This window comes from Nonomuraea sp. NPDC051941 (assembly GCF_044593615.1).
The window spans coordinates 825,070-842,605 of sequence record NZ_JBIUCF010000001.1 but is presented as its reverse complement, the minus strand read 5'-3'; the positions used below and the strand labels follow the sequence as shown (position 1 = coordinate 842,605).

The window sequence follows — 17,536 nt, the reverse complement described above, 5'->3', positions numbered from 1 at the left end:
ATGCGAGCGGTTGCGTTTGACATCTTCGGCGGTGAGCTCGACGTGCGCGAGCTGCCCGACCCGTCCCCCGCCCCGCACGGAGCGGTGATCAGGGTCGAGGCGACGGGGCTGTGCCGGTCCGACTGGCACGGCTGGCAGGGGCACGACCCCGACATCAAGATCCTTCCCCACGTGCCGGGCCACGAGCTGGCGGGCGTCGTCGAGGCGGTCGGCTCCGACGTGCGCGGCTGGCTGCCGGGGGCGCGGGTGACGGTCCCGTTCATCTGCGCCTGCGGCTCGTGCCCGTCCTGCGCCACCGGCGACCAGCAGGTGTGCGAGCGGCAGACGCAGCCCGGCTTCACCCACTGGGGCTCGTTCGCCGAGTACGTGGCCATCGACCACGCGGACGTCAACCTGATCGCGATCCCCGAGGACATGGACTACGCCACGGCGGCCGGGCTCGGCTGCCGCTTCGCCACCGCCTTCCGCGCCGTGGCGCAGGTCGGCGAGGTGCGGCCGGGCGAGTGGGTCGCGGTGCACGGGTGCGGCGGCGTGGGCCTGTCGGCCGTGATGATCGCGACGGCGGCCGGGGCCCGCGTGGTGGCCGTGGACATCAGCACCGACGCGTTGCACCTGGCGGAGCGGGCGGGCGCCACGCACTTCGTCAACGGTTCGGCCGGGGACGTGGCGGCCCAGGTCAGGGAGCTGACCAGGGGCGGCGCCCACGTGTCTATCGACGCGCTGGGCAGCCCGCAGACCTGCGCCGCCTCCATCGAGAGCCTGCGCCGCAAGGGCCGCCACGTTCAGGTGGGGCTGCTGCCGGGAGGGCCGACGCCGGTGCCGATGGGCCGCGTGATCGGCCATGAGCTGCGGCTGCTGGGCAGCCACGGCATGGCCGCGCACGCGTACCCGCCGATGCTGGAGATGATCAGGGCCGGGATCCTCCATCCCGACCAGCTCGTCACCCGCACGATCGGGCTGGCCGACGCCGGCAAGGCGCTGGCCTCGATCGGCTCGGTGCCGGGCGTCACGATGATCACTCCTCGAGCTCCACTCTGAGCGTCCTGAGCACGAGCGCCAGCATGGTGTAGTGGGCCACCAGCACGACCAGCTCGATCCGGCCCGGCTCGTCGTAGCGGTCGCAGAGCGCCGTCCAGGTGGCGTCGGTCAGGTCGCCGATGGAGTGGAGGTCGTCGGCGACCTGGAGGATGAGCTGGTCCTCGACCGGCCAGAGGGCGTCCGGGTGGCTCACCGAGGCGATCTCCAGGTCGGTGAGCCCGGCCGCGCTGCCCAGGCGCGCGTGGTGGGCCCACACGTAGGCGCTGCCGGTGTGGTAGGCGGTGCGCAGGATGGCCAGCTCCCGGTCGCGGGCGGGCAGCGTGCCGTCGAGCAGCGCGCCGCCGAAACCCAGCCACCCCTTGTAGAGCGCGGGGTGGCGGGCCAGCGTGGTGAACACGTTCTGCGGGTTCGCCTTCGTGAAATCGTCCCATTCTTCGGGCGGGAGGGGGCGTACGCGTGGTTCCATGTCCATGACCATTCCACAAAAGCGCATGTTTGGCCTGACGGTTATTTGGCAGGACTTTTCACATCCGGGTCAATAAGTCAGGATTAGGAAGCCCGCAGACGTTGCAAGCCGGCCGACCGCAAGGACGCATGGTGATTCGAACGTTGCTCGCTGAGGACATGAACCTGGTACGCGGGGCGATCGTGGCGCTGCTGGCTTATGAGGAAGACATCGAGGTCGTGGCCGAGGTCTCCAGGGGAGATCGCATCCTGGCCGCGGCCAGGGCCACCCGGCCCGACGTCGCCGTCATCGACATCGCGTTACCCGGCAAGGACGGGCTCACCGCCGCCGGCGAGCTGCACGCGAAGCTGCCCGAGTGCGGGGTGCTCATCCTGACCGGCGTGGGCACGCCGGGACTGCTCAAACAGGCGCTCGACGTGCACGTACGGGGCTTCATGGCCAAGGACGCCCCGCCCGACCGGCTGGCGGACGGGATCCGCCGGGTGGCCGAGGGAGAGCGGGTCATCGACTCGGAGCTGGCCATCGCGGCCATGCGGCCGCCCGAGGCGCCGCTGACGCCGCGCGAGCTGGACGTGATCGGGGCCGCGGCGGACGGGGCGTCGATCGGGGAGATCGCGGCGTCGCTGTTCCTGTCGGAGGGCACGGTACGCAACTACCTGTCCAAGACGACGGCCAAGCTGGGTGCCCGCAGCAGGATCGACGCCATCCGCATCGCCAGGGAGTCAGGCTGGATCTAGGCCGATCACCTCCAGGCCCGTGTGCGCGGCCAGGAAGGCGAGGGCGTCCGCCGCCAGCGCGACCGACCTGCTGGCCGCCCGCGCGCCGTGGCCCACGTCCGGCTCGTGCCGGAGCAGGATCGGCCGGTCCCCGCCGGCCGCCCACTGCAGGGCGGCGCACATCTTGCGCGCGTGCATCGGATCGACCCGCGTATCGGCCGCCGAGACCGTGAACAGCGTCGCCGGGTAGTCCGTCCCCTTTCTGACGTGGTGGTAGGGCGAGTAGGCGAGCAGCCAGCCGAGCTGTTCGGGGTCGTCGGGGTCGCCGTACTCGCCGGTCCAGGAGGGGCCGAGGCCGCCGAGGTGGTAGCGGGCCATGTCGAGCAGGCCCGCCGAGCACACCGCCGCCGCGAACAGGCCGGGCCGCTGGGTGAGGGCCGCGCCGACGAGGAGGCCGCCGTTCGACTCGCCCCAGATGCCGAGCTGCCCGGGGGTCGTCCAGCCGTCGGCGATGAGCTTGCCGGCGGCGGCCGCGAAGTCGTCGAAGACGTTCTGCTTGCGCTCCAGCATGCCGTCCCGATGCCATTCCTCGCCCTCCTCGCCGCCGCCTCTGAGGTTGGCGACGGCCAGCACGCCGCCCGCCTCGACCCAGGCCAGGGAGTCGGCGGCGTAGCCGGGCCGCAGGGGGATGCCGAAGCCGCCGTACCCGGTGAGGATCGTGGGACGGGGGCCGCCCGCCGACGGGCCCGCCACCACGACCATGCGGACGCGGGTGCCGTCGGCCGAGGCGTACTCGATGTGGTGGCTGCGCACGGCGGGCCGGCTCACGCGGCCGGGCGGGGCCGACCAGAGGGTGGTCTCGCCGGTGCGGACGTCGTGGCGCCAGACCTCGGGGGGCGTGACGGCGTCGGTGTAGGCGAACCACGCCTCGGAGCCGCCGCCGGGGCGCGAGGTCAGCGAGGCGATCGTGCCGCTGCCGGGCAGCGGCACGGAGCCCAGCCGCTCGCCCGTGCGGGCGTGGTGGACGGCGATCTCCCCCACGGCGTGGCGGGTCCGGGCGACGAGCAGCCGGTCGCCGTCGAGCACGGTGAACGCGCCCAGCACCGCCTCCGGGTCCTCGGGGATCAGCTCCCGCCACGCGCCGGGCTCCGCCGGATCGGCCACGCAGAGCCTGCGCCGCGGCGCGTCCCGGTCGGTGACCAGGTAGAGGCGGCCGTCGCAGGCCACCGCGGCGGCCAGAGCGTCCGGTACGGGGCGGGGCTCGCCCCGGCCGCCCGGCTCGGCGAGCCAGAGCGAGCCGCCGGCCGAGATCGTCAGCCAGCGGCCGTCGGCGCTGATCTGCACGCCGTAGCGGACCGGCCCTCGCGTGAAGACGGGGACGTCCGCCGCGTCGCCGATCGTGTGCAGGTAGACGCCCTCGTGGAAGCGCACGTAGTAGAAGGCCGCGCCGCCCGGCAGCCAGGCGACCGCGGAGTAGCGGCAACCGCCGATGGGCCCGTCCACGACGGCCCCGGTGTCGACGTCCCTGACGTACAGGTCCGCCTTCTCGTCGCCCCGGCGCGAGATCTGGTACGCCAGCAGGCGCCCTTCCAGGTCGGGCTGCCAGTCGTCCAGGGTCGTGAGGCCCGTGGGGTCGAGGTCCATGGGGTCGAGGACGACGCGGTCGCCGCAGTGGAGGACCGGGTGTTCCTGGGAAGTGGTCTGGCGCAGGTGGAAGCTCCGGTCGCCGCGCCAGAGCGGCGGGGTGACCAGGCCCGTCTCCCTGAGCTCGGTGAGCCGGGCGAGGAAGCGCTCGCGCTGGGGCAGCCGGGCGGCGCTGTCGTGCCACAGCCGGTCCTGCTCGGCCAGCCAGGCCTTGGTGGCGGGGTCGTCGGGGTCTTCGAGCCCGCGGTACGGGTCGTCGATCTCACCTGGCGTCGAGCTGCCGGGGAGGCGCTCGGCGCGCGGATACTTGTCCAGAAATTTCATGACACGGGCTCCGGGTGCCAGTGGCCGGCCAGGTCGGCGTAGAGCGGAGAGGTCCTGATCAGTTCGTCGTGGGTGCCGATGGTCACCCGGGTTCCGTCGATGAGGAGGATGCGGCGGGCGCGCAGCGCGGACGTGAGGCGGTGCGCGACGACGACGAGCGTGCCGCCGCGCCGCGCGAACGCGGTCTCCGCACGTGCTTCGGCGGCGGGGTCGAGGTGGCAGGTGGCCTCGTCGAGGATGACCAGGGGGGCGGGGGTGAGGTGGGCGCGCACGAGTGCGATGAGCTGGCGCTGCCCGGCCGACAGCGCCGCCGGGTCGAGGCGGGCCTCGTAGCCGCCCAGCTCGTCCACCAGCTCGCGGGCGCCGACGGCCGTGACGGCCTCGTCCAGCTTCCCGGCGAGATCGGGGGCGCCCTGCGCGCCGAGGGCGATGAGGTTCTCCATGAGGGTGCCGCGGAAGACGTACGCTTCCTGGGGGATCAGCACGCGGGCGGCGGGGTCGAGCCGGTCGGCGGGGACGCCGCCGACCAGCGCCTCGCCCGTATCGGGCTGGAGCATGCCGCTGACCAGGGCCGCGAGCGTGGACTTGCCGGCGCCGCTGGGCCCCACGACCGCGAGGTGGTCACCCTCGGGGATGGTGAGGTCCAGGCGGTCGACGACGGGGGCCGAGTGCGGGCCGTACGCGAAGGTGACGGCGGAGAGCCGCACGTCGCAGGCGCTGGGGCGGATCCGGGGCCGGGGCGGCCCGATGGACGGCCCGATGGGCGGGGCGGACTCGGCGATGCGGCCGAGCGTGGCGGCCAGCCGGATGCCGCTGACGCCGAGGCCCTGCACGAGGCCGCCGAGCGCGGGGGCCAGGGACTGCGTGACGTACGCGAGCGTGCCGGCGATCACGCCGGGGCCGAGGCCGCCGTCCAGCAGCCGTGGGGTGCCGGCCAGCACGAGAACGACCGGCAGCCAGCCGCCCACGGCCAGGGCCGCGGTGCGGGCGGCGGTCACCCGGGCGAGCGCGCGGGCGGCGGCGGCCTGCGCGCGGACCTGGCGATCCAGCCGCGCGGCCACGGGTTCGCGCAGGCCGCACGCCTCGATGTCGCGCAGGCCACCCGCCGTGGCCGTCATCTCGTCGGCCAGCCGTTCGTCGGCCAGCAGGAACGCCCGCTGCCTGCGGGCGAGGGCGGGCAACGAGGCCAGGAACAGCCCGAGCCCGATCGCGAACGGCGGCAGCACGAGCGCGAGCGCCTGCGGGGCCAGCGTCGCCAGGCCCAGCACCACGCCGGCCACCGTGAACACGAACCCCCTGACGGTCGTGACCACGGCCGCGAAGGCGTCCCTGGCCAGCTCGACCTGGAGCGTCGCCCTGGCCACCGCGGCGCTGTCGCGGCTCGCGCCCCGGTTCAGGGTCCCCTCGACGACGTGCGTCAGGAGGTCGTCCCTCAACGGCTCCGCCACCGCCGCGACCCCCAGCACGACCTGCCGCGCGGCCACCGCCCCGACCAGCCACGCGACGCCGAGCGCGGCCAGCCACGCCAGCCCGGTCGCGGGTTCGGCCCTGGCGAACCCGTCCTCGATGGCGCGGGCGACGGCGTGCCCGATGAGGAACGCGGGCGCCGCCTCGAGCACGGACCAGAACCCGATCGCGGCCAGCCGCCGCGGCTCCCGCCCCAAGGCCCGCCAGAACACACCCCGCGCCGCCTGCCGCCGTCGGACGAGCGCCTTCATGGTGCCGCTCCCTGGAAGACGGCCCGGTAGGCCGGGTCCCGCCACAGCACGTCGTGCGGCCCCCGGGCGCGCACCCTCCCGCCCTCCAGCCAGACGACCTGGTCGGCGCGGGCGGCCGTGGCGAGCCGGTGGGCCGCGATCAGCCGGGTACGGCCCCGCCGATCGGTGGTGAGCGCCCGGCCGACCTCGCGCTCCGTCACGGTGTCGAGGCTGGAGGTGGCGTCGTCGAGCACCAGCAGCCGCTCCCCCTGCGCGAACGCCCTGGCCAGGCCGATCCGCTGCCGCTCGCCGCCGGACATCGGGGCCCCGCGCAGGGGTGTGCCGTAGCCGAGCGGCAGCCGCCGGACGAACGCGTCCGCGCACGCCGCCTTCGCCGCCTCGACGGCAGTGGGCCCGGCGGCCGCCGTGATGGCCTCCGCCACGGTCTCACCCACCAGGACCGGGCGTTCGAAGGCGTACCCGATGGCCCTGCGCAGCTCCTCCCGCGACAGCTCCCGCAGCGGGACCCCGTCGAGCAGGACCGTGCCCCGCTCCGGGTCGGTCAGGCGGCCCGCCAGGGCGGCCAGCAGGGACTTGCCCGCGCCGGACCGCCCGACGACGGCGGTCACCGAGCCCCCGGGCAGCGTGAGGTCGCCGACGGTCAGGCCGTCCACCGCCACGTCGCGGAACTCGACCGTGCCCCGACCGGGCGGGAGTGTCCGCGTGCCGTGCGCGACGGGGGCGAGTTCGAAGATCTCGGCCACCCGTCCGGCGGCCGCCCGGGCCCGGGCCAGCCCGCCGACGTAGCCCAGGGAGGTGCTCAGGGACGCCCCGAGCACGGCGTAGCGGGCGGCGGCGTACATCTCCCCGACCGTGAGCCGGCCGGAGGCGAGCATGAACCCCCCGACGATCAGCACCGCCACCTCCAGCAGCGGCACCACGAGCCCCGACTGGACCGCGGCCCCGGCGTTGGCCCGCCACAGCGACATGCCGTGGGCCCGCAGCCGGGGCAGCGGCTCCAGCACGCGCCGCGCCTCCTGGGCGGCGGTCCCCGCCGCGGCGATCGTGCGCGCCCCCTCCATGGCGTCCACGAGCCGGGCGGCGATCTCCCCCTGCACCTCCTGGTACCCGCCCGAGATCACCGTCGTCGCGCGAAGAAAGGCGCGCAGCACGAACAGGATGACGACGATGCCCACCCCGAGCGTCAGCGTCAGGACGGGCGCGATGAGCGTGAGCGCGACGAGCGCGCCCGCCGTGGGCACGAGCAGCGCGAGCGCGCCGGTCACCGTCTCCGGGGCCCGGCCCACCTCCTCGGCGTTCAGTCCGGCCCGGGTGACCAGCTCGCCTTCCGGGAAACGCCGGGTGGCGGCCGGCCCGGCGCCGAGCACGTGGCGCAGGACGCCCAGCCGCAGCCTGGCCGCGGCGAACGCGCCGCAGGCGCCGCGGGCCCAGACGCCGAGGCTCTCGCAGAGCACGACGGCGGCGACGGCACAAGCGGAGAGCGCCAGCCAGGACGAGCCGTCCGGCCGGCGCAGGACGAAGGCGTCCACGGTGCGCCCGACGAGGTACGGGACCGCCAGCTCACCGGCCGCGCCCACGAGCGCCGTGACGGCCAGGACGGCGGGCCAGGGGCCGCTACGCCGTACCGTCCCGATCACCAGCCGGTCACCCGCTAGCACCCGATGCCTCCTTGGTGTCGGCTTGAGGTCGGCGTCCCCGCGCCGTGTGACACGGCGCGGGGACCGATATAGCGAATCAGTGGCAAAGCGCGACACTGAGGTTGCTGGGCTTGCCAGAGTGACACGAGAGAACCGTCAGCGTGCTGCCACCACTGGCGACATCGCTGGCCGCGGGCGCCTCGAGACCCTGCAGGTCGAGAAGTACCATCCGTTACACCTCCTTCCGTGACTCGTAGGGAGCGGGCCGCCCGGGAGCGGCCGCCAGGAACGGCAGGTGGCCAGGCTGGTCGCCCAGGGCCGTGCCGAGGGCGAAGAGCACGCCCGCCGTTCCGGTCGCGAAATCCATGGAGAGGCGCAGCAGCTGGTCGCCGGGGAACGCCAGTCCCCCGCCGTACGGCAGCGCGTGCCATCTCAAGCCCTTGATGTGCTCCCGCGGGTCGCCCGCGCGGGCCGCGAGCATGCCCGCCCGGCCGGTGAACAGCCCCGACTGGACGAAGAAGCCGGCGTGCCCGGCCAGCCGCAGCTCGGCCAGCGCCGTCGCGAGCTCCTCGTCGTGGTGGTGCGCGAGGTAGCGCTCCAGCACGAGGGCGATGCCGGCCGACCCCTCGTCCAGGTACGGCAGCACCCGCCAGCCCTGGTTCACCTGGAGCGAGCCGTCCGCGGCGTGCCGGCAGCGCCGCAGGTCCTGCCGGAGCGCGGTCGCCGCCAGGTCGAGCAGGGCCCGGTCGCCGGTGTGCTCGTACGCGTGCAGGAACAGCAGCGCGGGCCCCGACGAGCCGTACATGAGCCCGGCCCTCGGGTGAGGGCCGCCGCTGAGCTCGGGGACGGGTTCGGCCAGCCGCTCGGCGCAGATGTCCACGGCGCGCAGGGCGAGGTCGGCGCGGCCGAAGTCGAGGAGGTTCAGCCCGATGCCGGACAGGCCGGAGAACAGCGCCGACTCCATCCGCTCCCATTTCTCGCGCAGGCAGACGTCGACCAGCTCGTGCGCGTGCTCGTGGTGTCCGAGCAGGCCCAGGACGTACGCGATGCCGTGCAGCCCGTCGTACAGGCCGAGCCCGGAGCCCTGGACGGGGCGCAGCGCCCGGTCGCGTAACCAGCGCTCGTACTCGGGGAACGGCCCGAGGCCGGCCCGGTGGAGCGCGAAGAGCACGCCGGCCGCGCCGTAGGCCAGGTTGAGCCCGCCGCCCGGCCGGAACTGGGCCACGTCGCCGGGGAAGAGCCGGTCGTCGCGCGCGGGCGTGGCGCCGGCCACGATGGCCCGGCACATCGCGTCCCGCAGCTCGGGCCAGGTGTCCGGCATGATCACGGGGTCGCCGTCCCCACCGATGGCCGCGACGGCGGCGTCCACCGTCGCCTCCGGCACGGGGAACGTCTCCTTGACGATCTCCCCCAGCTGGGCCGCCTTCGCCCGGTGCAGCGGCAGCATGATCGTGCACTGCGGCGCGAACAGGCCGAGCCGCAGGCAGGCCAGCGCGTAGCGGTCCACGTCCACGCCCTGGCGGTCGGGGGGCGCGATGAAGGCGGGGTGGGCCAGCGCGGCGCGGGCCCCGTCCGCGACGAGGGTGGCGACCTCGTAGTCGATCAGCGCCACCCTGCCCTCGGCGGTCAGCAGGATGTTGTCCGGGTGCAGGTCGCCGAAGACGACCCCGCGCTCGTGCAGCGACTCGACGGCCCGCTCCACGCTCTCCAGCGTCTCGACCGCCCATGTCGTGTAGTCGGCCAGGTCCGGCTCGGTGCGGTCGGCGCGGGTCAGCGGGTAGCGCTGCACGAGCCGCCGCTGCAGCGGCGTCCCGTCCACGAACTCCTGCACGAGGAACTCGTGCTCGCCCAGGGCGAAGTAGCCGAGCAGCGCGGGCACGGCGGGCAGGCCGTCCAGGCGCCGGAGGATGTCGCGTTCGTGGCGGAGCCGGGTGAGGGCGTCGCGTCCGGCCGCGTCGAGCCCGGCGTGCGGCCTGGCCTCCTTGAGCACGACCCGCTCCTCCGTACGCGTGTCCCGCGCGAGGTAGACGCCGCCGCCGTTGGAGAAGTGCAGCACGCTCTCGACCCGGTACGGCAGCCCGGTCGTCGTCACGGCGTTGCGCGCGGCCAGATGCGGCTCCAGGAACCCGGGCAGCGTCGTCCACGGCGGCACCGAGAACGTCGCTCCGCGCACGTCGGGCACCAGCCGCCCGTCGCCGTCCTCGACGGCCAGCACGCGCTCGCCGGAGCCGGACAGGCAGTGCCGCTCGGCGAACCCGCCGTACCTGACGAACAGCGGGCCGGCGCCGTAGCGCAGGTCGCTGAGGATGTACGGGCCCTCGACGCCGCGCAGCAGCTCGTCGAGCTCCTTCAGGACGAGCTCCAGCTGGCCCTCGTCCCTCGGGTAGACGGTGATCAGCTTGCCGCTGGACGCCCGGGAGGCGGCCTTGGAGTTGACCATGACGAGGACGGGGGTGCCGCGCAGGAACTTGAACGCGATCCGGCGCTGCAGGCAGTAGTCCCACACGGCGGCGATGGCCTGCTCGGCGTCCTCCACGCGGGCGGACACGTGGATCTTCCAGCCTTGGGCGGGCAGGGGCGGCTCGTTGTCGGGGGCGTAATAGCACCACGTGTCGGTCAGGGCGGTGGACCAACCGTCGGGCAGGGGTTCACGCAGGATGGGAAAGTCGGCGTCTTCGGCCGTGCCGTGTTCGAGCGAGTCGTAGAAACGCGGATCCACCAGGCAGTACAGCTCGTACTTGTCCATCTGGCGCCGACCTCCAAGGCGTTGTCCCTTAGAGATTGCCGCCGGGGAGGCAATTCGGTCTAGTTACACGTAACAACACCAAAATATGGTTATTGAAATTGCATTTGTGTGTTTTTCACAATTGGCTATTTCTTTCGTGGAACGTACGCGCTGAAGGTGAACTGCCCGGTCCGGGAGGAGGTGGCCTCGAGCCAGCCGCCGAGGCCGGAGACGCGTTCGGCCAGGTTGAGCAGGCCCTGTCCCGCGTCTCCCGGCCGGCGCGGCGGGCGCACGCCGTCGTTCCTGATCGTCAGGCGGACGAGCTGGTCACGTTCGAGGAGCTGGATCGAGCACTGCCGGGCCTCGGCATGTCTGAGGACGTTCGTCACGCCTTCACGCAGGGCGTGTGTGAGCGCCTCCTCCACATCGCCCGGGAGGTCGGGGCAGGACATCTTGATCTGGCAGCGGACCCGTACCGACTCCAGGAGCGAGCGCGCCGAGCCGAGCTCCGCCGCCAGGGAGGAGCTGCGCAGGCCGTGGGCGACGGCCCGGACGTCGGCGGACAGGCTGCGCAGCAGATCCAGCGTCTCGGACGACTCGTCCCGCGCCCGCCGGTCGCCCTCGGCCACGAGCCGCTCCAGGAGCTGCGCCTTCAGCACCAGGACGGTGAGGCGGTGGCCGACCAGGTCGTGCAGGTCACGGGTGAAGCGGCGGCGCTCCAGGGCGACGGCCTTGCGCATGACCTCGGTACGCGCCCTCGTCAGCCGCGTGACCTGCCTGCCCAGCGTCACCAGCGCGTACTCGACCAGGCCGAGCACCGGGCCGGCGAGCGCCCAGGCGGGATCGATCATCGCCCGCTCCGGCGCGGCCAGGATCACCGGACCGCAGGCAAGGGCCAGCGCCACCAGCACGATCGAGCGGATCCGGGCCGCCATCACCAGCAGCGCGCCCGACAGCAGGGCGCACACCGGGGTCCACGCCGCGCCGAACACCGTCAGCGGCAGGTACGTCAGCCACGCCTGCACGGCCACGATCCACCACGAGCCCGCCCGCCGTACCGGGGTCTCCATGATGAACCTGACGTGCAGCGTCAGCAGGACGAACAGCGTCACCCCGCCCGCGATCCCCATCCCCGACCGCACCAGCCCGAGCTGGACCGGCACCGTCACGCCGACCATCCCCGCCGCCAGCCCGAGGCCGCCCAGCCAGCCGGGGTTCTTCAGTTTGGAACGTGCCCACGACAGGAGCGCACGGTGTGTCGCTTCCACCTCACCCCCGGTATGCGGTTGGGCGCCGGATGCGGCCGTGTCGCGAGAGCCCGCCCGCCGTTGTCTCGCTTCTCCCTAATCGACCCGATCGGGCCCGCCCTGTAAAGGTCATTTCCGCTTTTGGCCACCCATGACTTCCCGTCGGACCGCCGGTTAACCAGACCAATCCGGCTCCTGCCCCTCGTCACCGTCCAGCCTGCCCGCAGACCACCGCAATGCCGCCCCTATGGTGGGCCTATGGATTACACCCGACTTGGCAACACCGGCTTGAAAGTTTCGAGGATCTGCCTGGGCATGATGAGCTACGGCGACCCCGCCAGGCAGGAGTGGGCTCTGGCGCGCGACGAGGCCGAGCCGATCATCCGCAGGGCAGCCGACGCGGGCGTGACCTTTTTCGACACGGCGGACGTCTACAGCCAGGGTGCGAGCGAGACCGTGACCGGCGAGGCGCTGCGCGCGATCTTCCGCCGTCGCGAGGACTACGTGCTGGCCACCAAGGTCTACTTCCCCATGGGCAAGGGCGCCAACGACCAGGGCCTGTCGCGCAAGCACATCCACGCGGCCATTGACGCCTCGCTCGATCGGCTCGGCACCGACTACGTGGACCTGTACCAGATCCACCGGTGGGACGACGAGACGCCCATCGAGGAGACCATGGAGGCGCTGCACGACGTGGTCAAGGCGGGCAAGGCCCGCTACATCGGCGCGTCGAGCATGTGGGCCTGGCAGTTCTCCAAGGCGCAGCACGTGGCGGAGAAGAACGGCTGGACGAAGTTCGTCTCGATGCAGAACCACTACAACCTCCTCTACCGGGAGGAGGAGCGGGAGATGCTGCCGCTCTGCGCCGACCAGGGCGTGGGCGTGATTCCGTGGAGCCCGCTGGCGCGCGGCGTGCTGGCCAGGGCCGGCTCGTCCGCGACGACCGCCCGGACCGGGTCGGACGGGCGCATCGACTTCCTGTACGACCCGGAGAACGACAAGACGATCCTCGACCGGGTGGCGCACGTGGCCGGCGAGCGCGGCCTGCCGGCCGCCCAGGTGGCGCTGGCCTGGCTGCTCCACCAGCCGGCCGTGACCGCGCCCATCGTGGGGGCCACGAAGGACCGGCACGTGGACGACGCGGTGGCGGCCGCGTCGGTGTCGCTCTCGGAGGCGGAGCTGGCCCACCTCGGTGAGCCGTACCGCCCCCGTGAGGTGCGCTTCTGACGGTCCTGGATTGTCGGGGCCGACCTTTAGGGTTGTGCCATGCGGGCAAATGAGGAGGCGGCGTCGGCGCTGCAGGAGTACGCGGAGCTGTTCGCGCTCTGCGGCGGCGACGCCTTCCGGGTGCGGAGCTACCAGAAGGCGGCCAAGGCCATCGCGGGGTTCCCCGAGGACATCTCGGTGGTCGACGTGCGCAGCGTCCCCGGGGTGGGCGAGGCGATCGCCAAGAAGATGGAGGAGTTCCTGCAGCGCGGGAGCTTCCGGCAGCTCGACGACCTGCGCGGCCGGGTGCCCGACGGCGTGCGCGCGCTGACGCGGGTGCCGACGCTGGGGCCCAAGACGGCGATCATGCTGTTCGAGGACTACGGCATCGACTCCACGGTGGCCCTGCGCGAGGCGATCACCTCCGGCCGCCTCGACGGCGTCAAGGGCCTCGGCCCCAAGACGCTGGCAAACCTGCTCAAGGGCATCGAGCAGCTCGAGCAGTCCGGCCGCCGCGTCCACGTCGGGGTCGCCATGTCGCTGGCCGAGCAGGTGATGGCCTCGCTGGAGGCCGAGCGCATCGCGTACGCGGGCTCGCTGCGGCGGATGAAGGACACCATCGGCGACATCGACATCCTGGCGGTCGCGCCCGAGTCCATCATGACCGCCTTCCGCGCCCAGCCCTACGTCGCCGAGATCATCGCGGCGGGCGACAAGAAGACCTCGATCCGCACGACGTCGGGCATCCAGGTCGACCTGCGGGTGGTGCCCGCCGAGTCGTGGGGCGCGGCGATGCAGTACTTCACGGGCTCCAAGGAGCACAACGTCGCCATCCGGGAGATGGCGGTGAAGAAGGGCTGGAAGCTGTCGGAGTACGGGCTGTTCGAGGGTGAGCGGGTGATCGCCGCCGCCTCGGAGGAGGACATCTACGCCGCGCTCGGCATGCAGTACGTGCCGCCGCCGATGCGCGAGGACGGCGGCGAGGTCAAGGCGGCCCTGCGCGGCGAGCTGCCGGAGCTGGTGGAGCTGGGCGACCTGAAGGGCGACCTGCACACCCACACCAACCTGACCGACGGCATCGCCTCGCTGGAGGACATGGTGGCGGCCGGGCACGCCCGCGGCTACGCCTACTACGCGGTCACCGACCACGCCCCCGACCTGGCGATGCAGCGGATGACGCTGGACAAGGCGCTGGAGCAGCGGGGGCAGGTGGCCGAGCTCCAACGGAAATATCCCGACATGCGGATCCTGCACGGCACGGAGCTCAACATCGCTCCCGACGGGTCGGTCGACTGGCCCGGGGAGGTGCTGGCCGGGTTCGACGTGTGCGTGGCGTCGGTGCACTCGCATTTCGGGATGTCGCGCGACGAGATGACCCGGCGTTTCATCGCCGCCTGCGAAAACCCGTACGTGGACATCATCGGGCACCCGACGACCCGCAAGATCGGCAAGCGTCCGCCCGTGGACGCCGACTGGGACGCGATCTTCCGGGTGGCCGCCCGCACCGGGACCGCCATGGAGATCGACTCCTTCCCCGACCGGTCCGATCTGCCGTCGGACCTGGTGCGGCTGGCCAAGCACCACGGGGTGAAGTTCTCGATCGACAGCGACTCGCACGCGATCCCGCACCTGGCCAACCAGCGGTTCGGGGTGGGGCTCGCGCAGCGGGCGTGGCTGACCACGGACGACGTCATCAACACCTGGCCCCTGGACCGGCTCCTGACATTCCTCGGCCGCTGACCGCCACGCCGCCCTCGGCCGAGCGGGGGGCGGCGTTACGGCGCGGGCGGCTTTCGGGCGGGGGCGGCCTCGCGGCGCGGACGGCTGGCGCGCCGAACGCGAGCCCTAAAGATTCCACGGCCGTGTCGATCCGCGGGCCGCTCGTTCGACGTGTGGGTGCGAGGGCCGAGACGCGGCCCCGCCGGACGAGGAGAACGCGATGCCGAAGTACCTGCTGATCATGCGGGGCACCGACGAGTCGAACGCGGCCATGATGGCGAACATCGACGAGATGATGGCCACGACCCGCCAGTTCATCGAGGAGATGGTCAAGGCCGGCGTTCTCCTCGCGGCGGAAGGGCTGGACGATCCGGGCCAGGGCGTCGTGGTCGACTTCAGCGGTGAGACCCCGGTGGTCACGGACGGGCCGTACGGCGAGACCAAGGAGCTGTTCGGGGGCTTCTTCCTGCTCGATGTCGCCTCGAAGCAGGAGGCGGTCGAGTGGGCCAAGCGGGTCCCGGCGGCCCCCGGGTCCAAGATCGAGGTCCGGCGGGTGCCCGGGAGCGACGAGGTCCCGCAGGTCGACGCGTGATCATCAAGGACTGGGCCGGGCGCGAGCGCAACGGGCAGATCTGATGAGTACGGCCGATGTCGAGGCCGTCTGGCGGATCGAGTCAGCGCGGATCGTCGCCGCGCTGACCCGGTTCACCGGCGATTTCGGGCTGGCCGAGGACGCTGCCCAGGAGGCGGTGGCCGAGGCGCTGGTGTCGTGGCCGCTCGACTCTCCGGCGAATCCGGCCGGCTGGCTGATGGCCACGGCCCGGCGGCGGGCGATCGACGCGATCCGCCGCCGGACCGCCCTCCAGGACCGATACGCCCTGCTGTCGGCCGACTTGGCGGTCGGCTCGGCGGTTGACGAAGAAATCGATCCCGACAAGATCGATGACGACGTGCTGGCGCTGATGTTCGTCAGCTGCCACCCGGTGCTCTCCCCCGAGGCCCGGGTGGCGCTGACCCTGCGCGTGGTCGCCGGCCTGTCCAGCGAGGAGATCGCCCGCGCGTTCCTCGTACCCGTGCCGACCGTGCAGGCCCGCATCACCCGGGGCAAGAAGACGATCGCGGCGGCCGGGGTGCCGTTCGAGCTGCCGCCGGCCGCCGAGCGCCGGGAGCGGCTGGGCGGCGTGCTCAGCGTCCTCTACGTGATCTTCACCGAGGGGTCGACGGCCACGTCGGGCGACCGGCTGCTGCGCCCCGACGTCGCGTACGAGGCCATCCGGCTGGCCCGCACGCTGGTCGCGCTGCAGCCGGACGAGCCGGAGGTGCACGGCCTGCTGGCGTTGTGCGAGCTGACGGCCGCGCGTTTCCCGGCCCGGACCGCCCCGGACGGTTCCCCGATCCTGCTCGACGAGCAGGACCGGCGGCTGTGGGACTTCTCGGCGATCCGCCGTGGACTGGCCGCGCTGGCCAAGGCATCGACTCACGGCCTCGGCCCCTACGGCCTGCAGGCCGCGATCGCCGCCACCCACGCGTCGGCGCCCTCGGTCGAGGCGACCGACTGGGACCGGATCGTGGTGCTCTACGAGGCACTCGGCCGGGTCGCACCCTCGCCGGTGGTCGAACTCAACCGGGCCGTCGCCGTCGCCATGGCCTCGGGCCCGGCGCAAGCCCTGGCCATCGTGGACGAACTGGTCGCCTCGGACCGGCTCCCCGGTTCGCATCTGATCCCGACCGTACGCGGTGAGCTGCTGGCCCGACTCGGCCGGCGACCGGAAGCGCGCGCCGAGCTGGAGCTGGCGGCCCGGCTGTGCGCCAACCAGCGCGAACGCTCCGTGCTGCTGCGCAAGGCGGCCACGCTGGGCTGACTTCTCCGGCTCGTACTGTACTGATGCCGCGCCTTGTTGTTGCTGTGGTGAGCGGATTCACGGGGCCGGTTCACCAGCACGCCGGGTGATCGCCAGAATCGCCATGTCGTCATCGCGCGGACCGCCGATCCAGCGCTCGACATCTCGTACCAGCACCTCGACCACCTCCTCCGGCTGCCGGAACGGGCCCCGGCCGGCGAGCCGGCTCACCGGGTCGTAGAACGTCCCGGAACGGCCTCGGGCCTCCGTCACCCCATCGGTGACGAGCAGGAGCGTGCTCCCGGTGGGGAAGGGCCAGTGGTCGGGTCGTGCCCGCGGTACGCCCAGGCGGCTCATGCCCAGGGGAAGGCTCGGCTCCGCGGGATCCAGGCAGGACACCGTGTCACCCTGAAGGAGGAACGGCGAGGGGTGGCCGCAGTTCAGCAGCCGTACCCGGTCCGCGTCCGAGGTGATCTCGCCGAGCACCGCGGTGACGAACCCCTCCATCCGGACGTTCTCCTCGCGCGAGGAGGCTTCCTTGATCAGTGCGCGCTCCATGCGCTCGGCCAGCATCCCGAGGTCGGCTTCCTGGTCTGCCGCCTCTCGGAACGTGCCGAGCAGGACGGCCACCGTGCCGACCGCGTCCAGGCCCTTGCCTCGCACATCCGCGATCAGCAATCGGGTGCCGTACGGCGTGTCTTGGACGGCGTAGGCGTCTCCGCCGATCAAGGCCTCGATCTGCGCGGCCTTGTAGACCGCGGCGATGGCCAGCGGACCTACCCGCGCCGGTGGTGCGGGCAGCACGGCGCGCTGGACGGCCTCGGCGACGGAACGCACCACTTGCAGCCGGCGGCTGTGGCCGGCGACCACGCGGTTCACCCCGAGGCCTATGAGCGCGGTGAACACCGCGCTGATCAAGGAGAGTGTGCCGACGGCATGACCGAAGTAGCCATCCTTGATCAACAACACCAGCTGGACCAGGACGACGGCCGCCGCGACCACGATCGTGTGCCGTCGCGACAGCAGCGCCCCTGCCACCACGACCGCGGCGCCCAGCAGGTAGTCGCCCCAGTAGTAGCGCGGGGACAGCAGGTTGAAGACGGAGCCGATGACGATCATGGCGGCCGGTATGAAGGAGACGTACCGGGGCAACCTCGTGGAGAGTGGGTTCATCCGCGCCCCGATCCCGCAGCCGATCGACCTGTGGGGGAAGGCCGCATGACGTCCTCTGGTGGTCCCTGCACGCCATTCCCTC

General features: G+C 72.8%; 13 protein-coding genes and 1 pseudogene. 6 read left to right on the top strand and 8 right to left on the bottom strand.

The window, feature by feature from the left end; genetic code table 11:
* Entirely contained in the window at positions 1 to 1,038 is a 1,038-nt protein-coding gene (locus tag ACIHFD_RS03810; RefSeq protein WP_350722114.1) for a zinc-dependent alcohol dehydrogenase family protein, read from the top strand.
* On the opposite strand, the gene ACIHFD_RS03805 is transcribed toward ACIHFD_RS03810, so the two are convergent.
* A complete protein-coding gene (locus ACIHFD_RS03805) occupies positions 1,016 to 1,510 on the bottom strand; it encodes a carboxymuconolactone decarboxylase family protein (RefSeq protein WP_350722116.1) in 495 nt (164 codons plus the stop codon). The genes ACIHFD_RS03810 and ACIHFD_RS03805 overlap by 23 nt on opposite strands.
* A 122-nt stretch (positions 1,511 to 1,632) precedes the next feature.
* Here ACIHFD_RS03805 and ACIHFD_RS03800 point away from each other — a divergent pair, with 122 nt between their 5' ends.
* Positions 1,633 to 2,241, top strand: coding sequence for a DNA-binding response regulator (locus ACIHFD_RS03800; RefSeq protein ID WP_397365424.1), 609 nt, complete (start codon positions 1,633 to 1,635; stop codon positions 2,239 to 2,241).
* Here ACIHFD_RS03800 and ACIHFD_RS03795 read toward each other — a convergent pair.
* The 6 genes from ACIHFD_RS03795 to ACIHFD_RS03770 form a co-directional block, all read right to left on the bottom strand.
* Positions 2,227 to 4,188 (bottom strand): prolyl oligopeptidase family protein, encoded by a 1,962-nt coding sequence (locus ACIHFD_RS03795; protein ID WP_397365423.1) that lies wholly within the window; start codon positions 4,186 to 4,188, stop codon positions 2,227 to 2,229. The two genes, ACIHFD_RS03800 and ACIHFD_RS03795, sit on opposite strands and share 15 nt — an antisense overlap.
* Positions 4,185 to 5,906 (bottom strand): ATP-binding cassette domain-containing protein, encoded by a 1,722-nt coding sequence (locus ACIHFD_RS03790; RefSeq protein ID WP_397365422.1) that lies wholly within the window; start codon positions 5,904 to 5,906, stop codon positions 4,185 to 4,187. Before ACIHFD_RS03790 ends, ACIHFD_RS03795 begins: the two co-directional genes overlap by 4 nt.
* The gene (locus ACIHFD_RS03785; protein ID WP_397365421.1) at positions 5,903 to 7,564 is read right to left on the bottom strand and encodes an ABC transporter ATP-binding protein; all 1,662 of its coding nucleotides are present in this window, start codon (positions 7,562 to 7,564) and stop codon (positions 5,903 to 5,905) included. Before ACIHFD_RS03785 ends, ACIHFD_RS03790 begins: the two co-directional genes overlap by 4 nt.
* Positions 7,565 to 7,640: 76 nt before the next feature.
* Positions 7,641 to 7,772: a SapB/AmfS family lanthipeptide gene (locus tag ACIHFD_RS03780; RefSeq protein WP_103955008.1), complete on the bottom strand. Its 132-nt coding sequence runs from the start codon at positions 7,770 to 7,772 to the stop codon at positions 7,641 to 7,643.
* Between the two features lie 3 nt (positions 7,773 to 7,775).
* On the bottom strand, positions 7,776 to 10,289 hold the full coding sequence (gene lanKC / locus ACIHFD_RS03775; RefSeq protein WP_397365420.1) for a class III lanthionine synthetase LanKC: 2,514 nt from the start codon (positions 10,287 to 10,289) through the stop codon (positions 7,776 to 7,778).
* Between the two features lie 125 nt (positions 10,290 to 10,414).
* Positions 10,415 to 11,536: a sensor histidine kinase gene (locus tag ACIHFD_RS03770; protein WP_397365419.1), complete on the bottom strand. Its 1,122-nt coding sequence runs from the start codon at positions 11,534 to 11,536 to the stop codon at positions 10,415 to 10,417.
* Positions 11,537 to 11,773: 237 nt separating this feature from the next.
* Here ACIHFD_RS03770 and ACIHFD_RS03765 point away from each other — a divergent pair, with 237 nt between their 5' ends.
* The 4 genes and pseudogenes from ACIHFD_RS03765 to ACIHFD_RS03750 all read left to right on the top strand — a co-directional run bounded on the left by ACIHFD_RS03765 (position 11,774) and on the right by ACIHFD_RS03750 (position 16,302).
* The gene (locus tag ACIHFD_RS03765) at positions 11,774 to 12,742 is read left to right on the top strand and encodes an aldo/keto reductase (protein ID WP_397365418.1); all 969 of its coding nucleotides are present in this window, start codon (positions 11,774 to 11,776) and stop codon (positions 12,740 to 12,742) included.
* 39 nt (positions 12,743 to 12,781) lie between these two features.
* A complete protein-coding gene (gene polX, locus ACIHFD_RS03760) occupies positions 12,782 to 14,461 on the top strand; it encodes a DNA polymerase/3'-5' exonuclease PolX (protein ID WP_350722131.1) in 1,680 nt (559 codons plus the stop codon).
* A gap of 199 nt (positions 14,462 to 14,660) precedes the next feature.
* Positions 14,661 to 15,076 (top strand): annotated as a pseudogene (locus ACIHFD_RS03755) (YciI family protein).
* A complete protein-coding gene (locus ACIHFD_RS03750) occupies positions 15,076 to 16,302 on the top strand; it encodes an RNA polymerase sigma factor (protein WP_397365417.1) in 1,227 nt (408 codons plus the stop codon). The pseudogene ACIHFD_RS03755 and the gene ACIHFD_RS03750 overlap by 1 nt, the downstream one beginning before the upstream one ends.
* A 57-nt stretch (positions 16,303 to 16,359) precedes the next feature.
* Here the strand turns inward: ACIHFD_RS03750 and ACIHFD_RS03745 are convergent, their stop codons facing one another.
* Positions 16,360 to 17,400, bottom strand: a complete 1,041-nt coding sequence (locus ACIHFD_RS03745; RefSeq protein ID WP_397365416.1) for a PP2C family protein-serine/threonine phosphatase — start codon at positions 17,398 to 17,400, stop codon at positions 16,360 to 16,362.
* Positions 17,401 to 17,536 lie beyond the last annotated feature (136 nt).

Coding starts and splice junctions, on each gene's coding strand:
- ACIHFD_RS03780 (WP_103955008.1), bottom strand. CDS start 7,772: ATGGTACTTCTCGACCTGCAGGGTCTCGAGGCGCCCGCGGCCAGCGAT.
- ACIHFD_RS03750 (WP_397365417.1), top strand. CDS start 15,076: ATGAGTACGGCCGATGTCGAGGCCGTCTGGCGGATCGAGTCAGCGCGG.
- ACIHFD_RS03805 (WP_350722116.1), bottom strand. CDS start 1,510: ATGGACATGGAACCACGCGTACGCCCCCTCCCGCCCGAAGAATGGGAC.
- ACIHFD_RS03790 (WP_397365422.1), bottom strand. CDS start 5,906: ATGAAGGCGCTCGTCCGACGGCGGCAGGCGGCGCGGGGTGTGTTCTGG.
- polX (WP_350722131.1), top strand. CDS start 12,782: ATGCGGGCAAATGAGGAGGCGGCGTCGGCGCTGCAGGAGTACGCGGAG.
- ACIHFD_RS03765 (WP_397365418.1), top strand. CDS start 11,774: ATGGATTACACCCGACTTGGCAACACCGGCTTGAAAGTTTCGAGGATC.
- ACIHFD_RS03795 (WP_397365423.1), bottom strand. CDS start 4,188: ATGAAATTTCTGGACAAGTATCCGCGCGCCGAGCGCCTCCCCGGCAGC.
- ACIHFD_RS03745 (WP_397365416.1), bottom strand. CDS start 17,400: ATGATCGTCATCGGCTCCGTCTTCAACCTGCTGTCCCCGCGCTACTAC.
- lanKC (WP_397365420.1), bottom strand. CDS start 10,289: ATGGACAAGTACGAGCTGTACTGCCTGGTGGATCCGCGTTTCTACGAC.
- ACIHFD_RS03810 (WP_350722114.1), top strand. CDS start 1: ATGCGAGCGGTTGCGTTTGACATCTTCGGCGGTGAGCTCGACGTGCGC.
- ACIHFD_RS03800 (WP_397365424.1), top strand. CDS start 1,633: ATGGTGATTCGAACGTTGCTCGCTGAGGACATGAACCTGGTACGCGGG.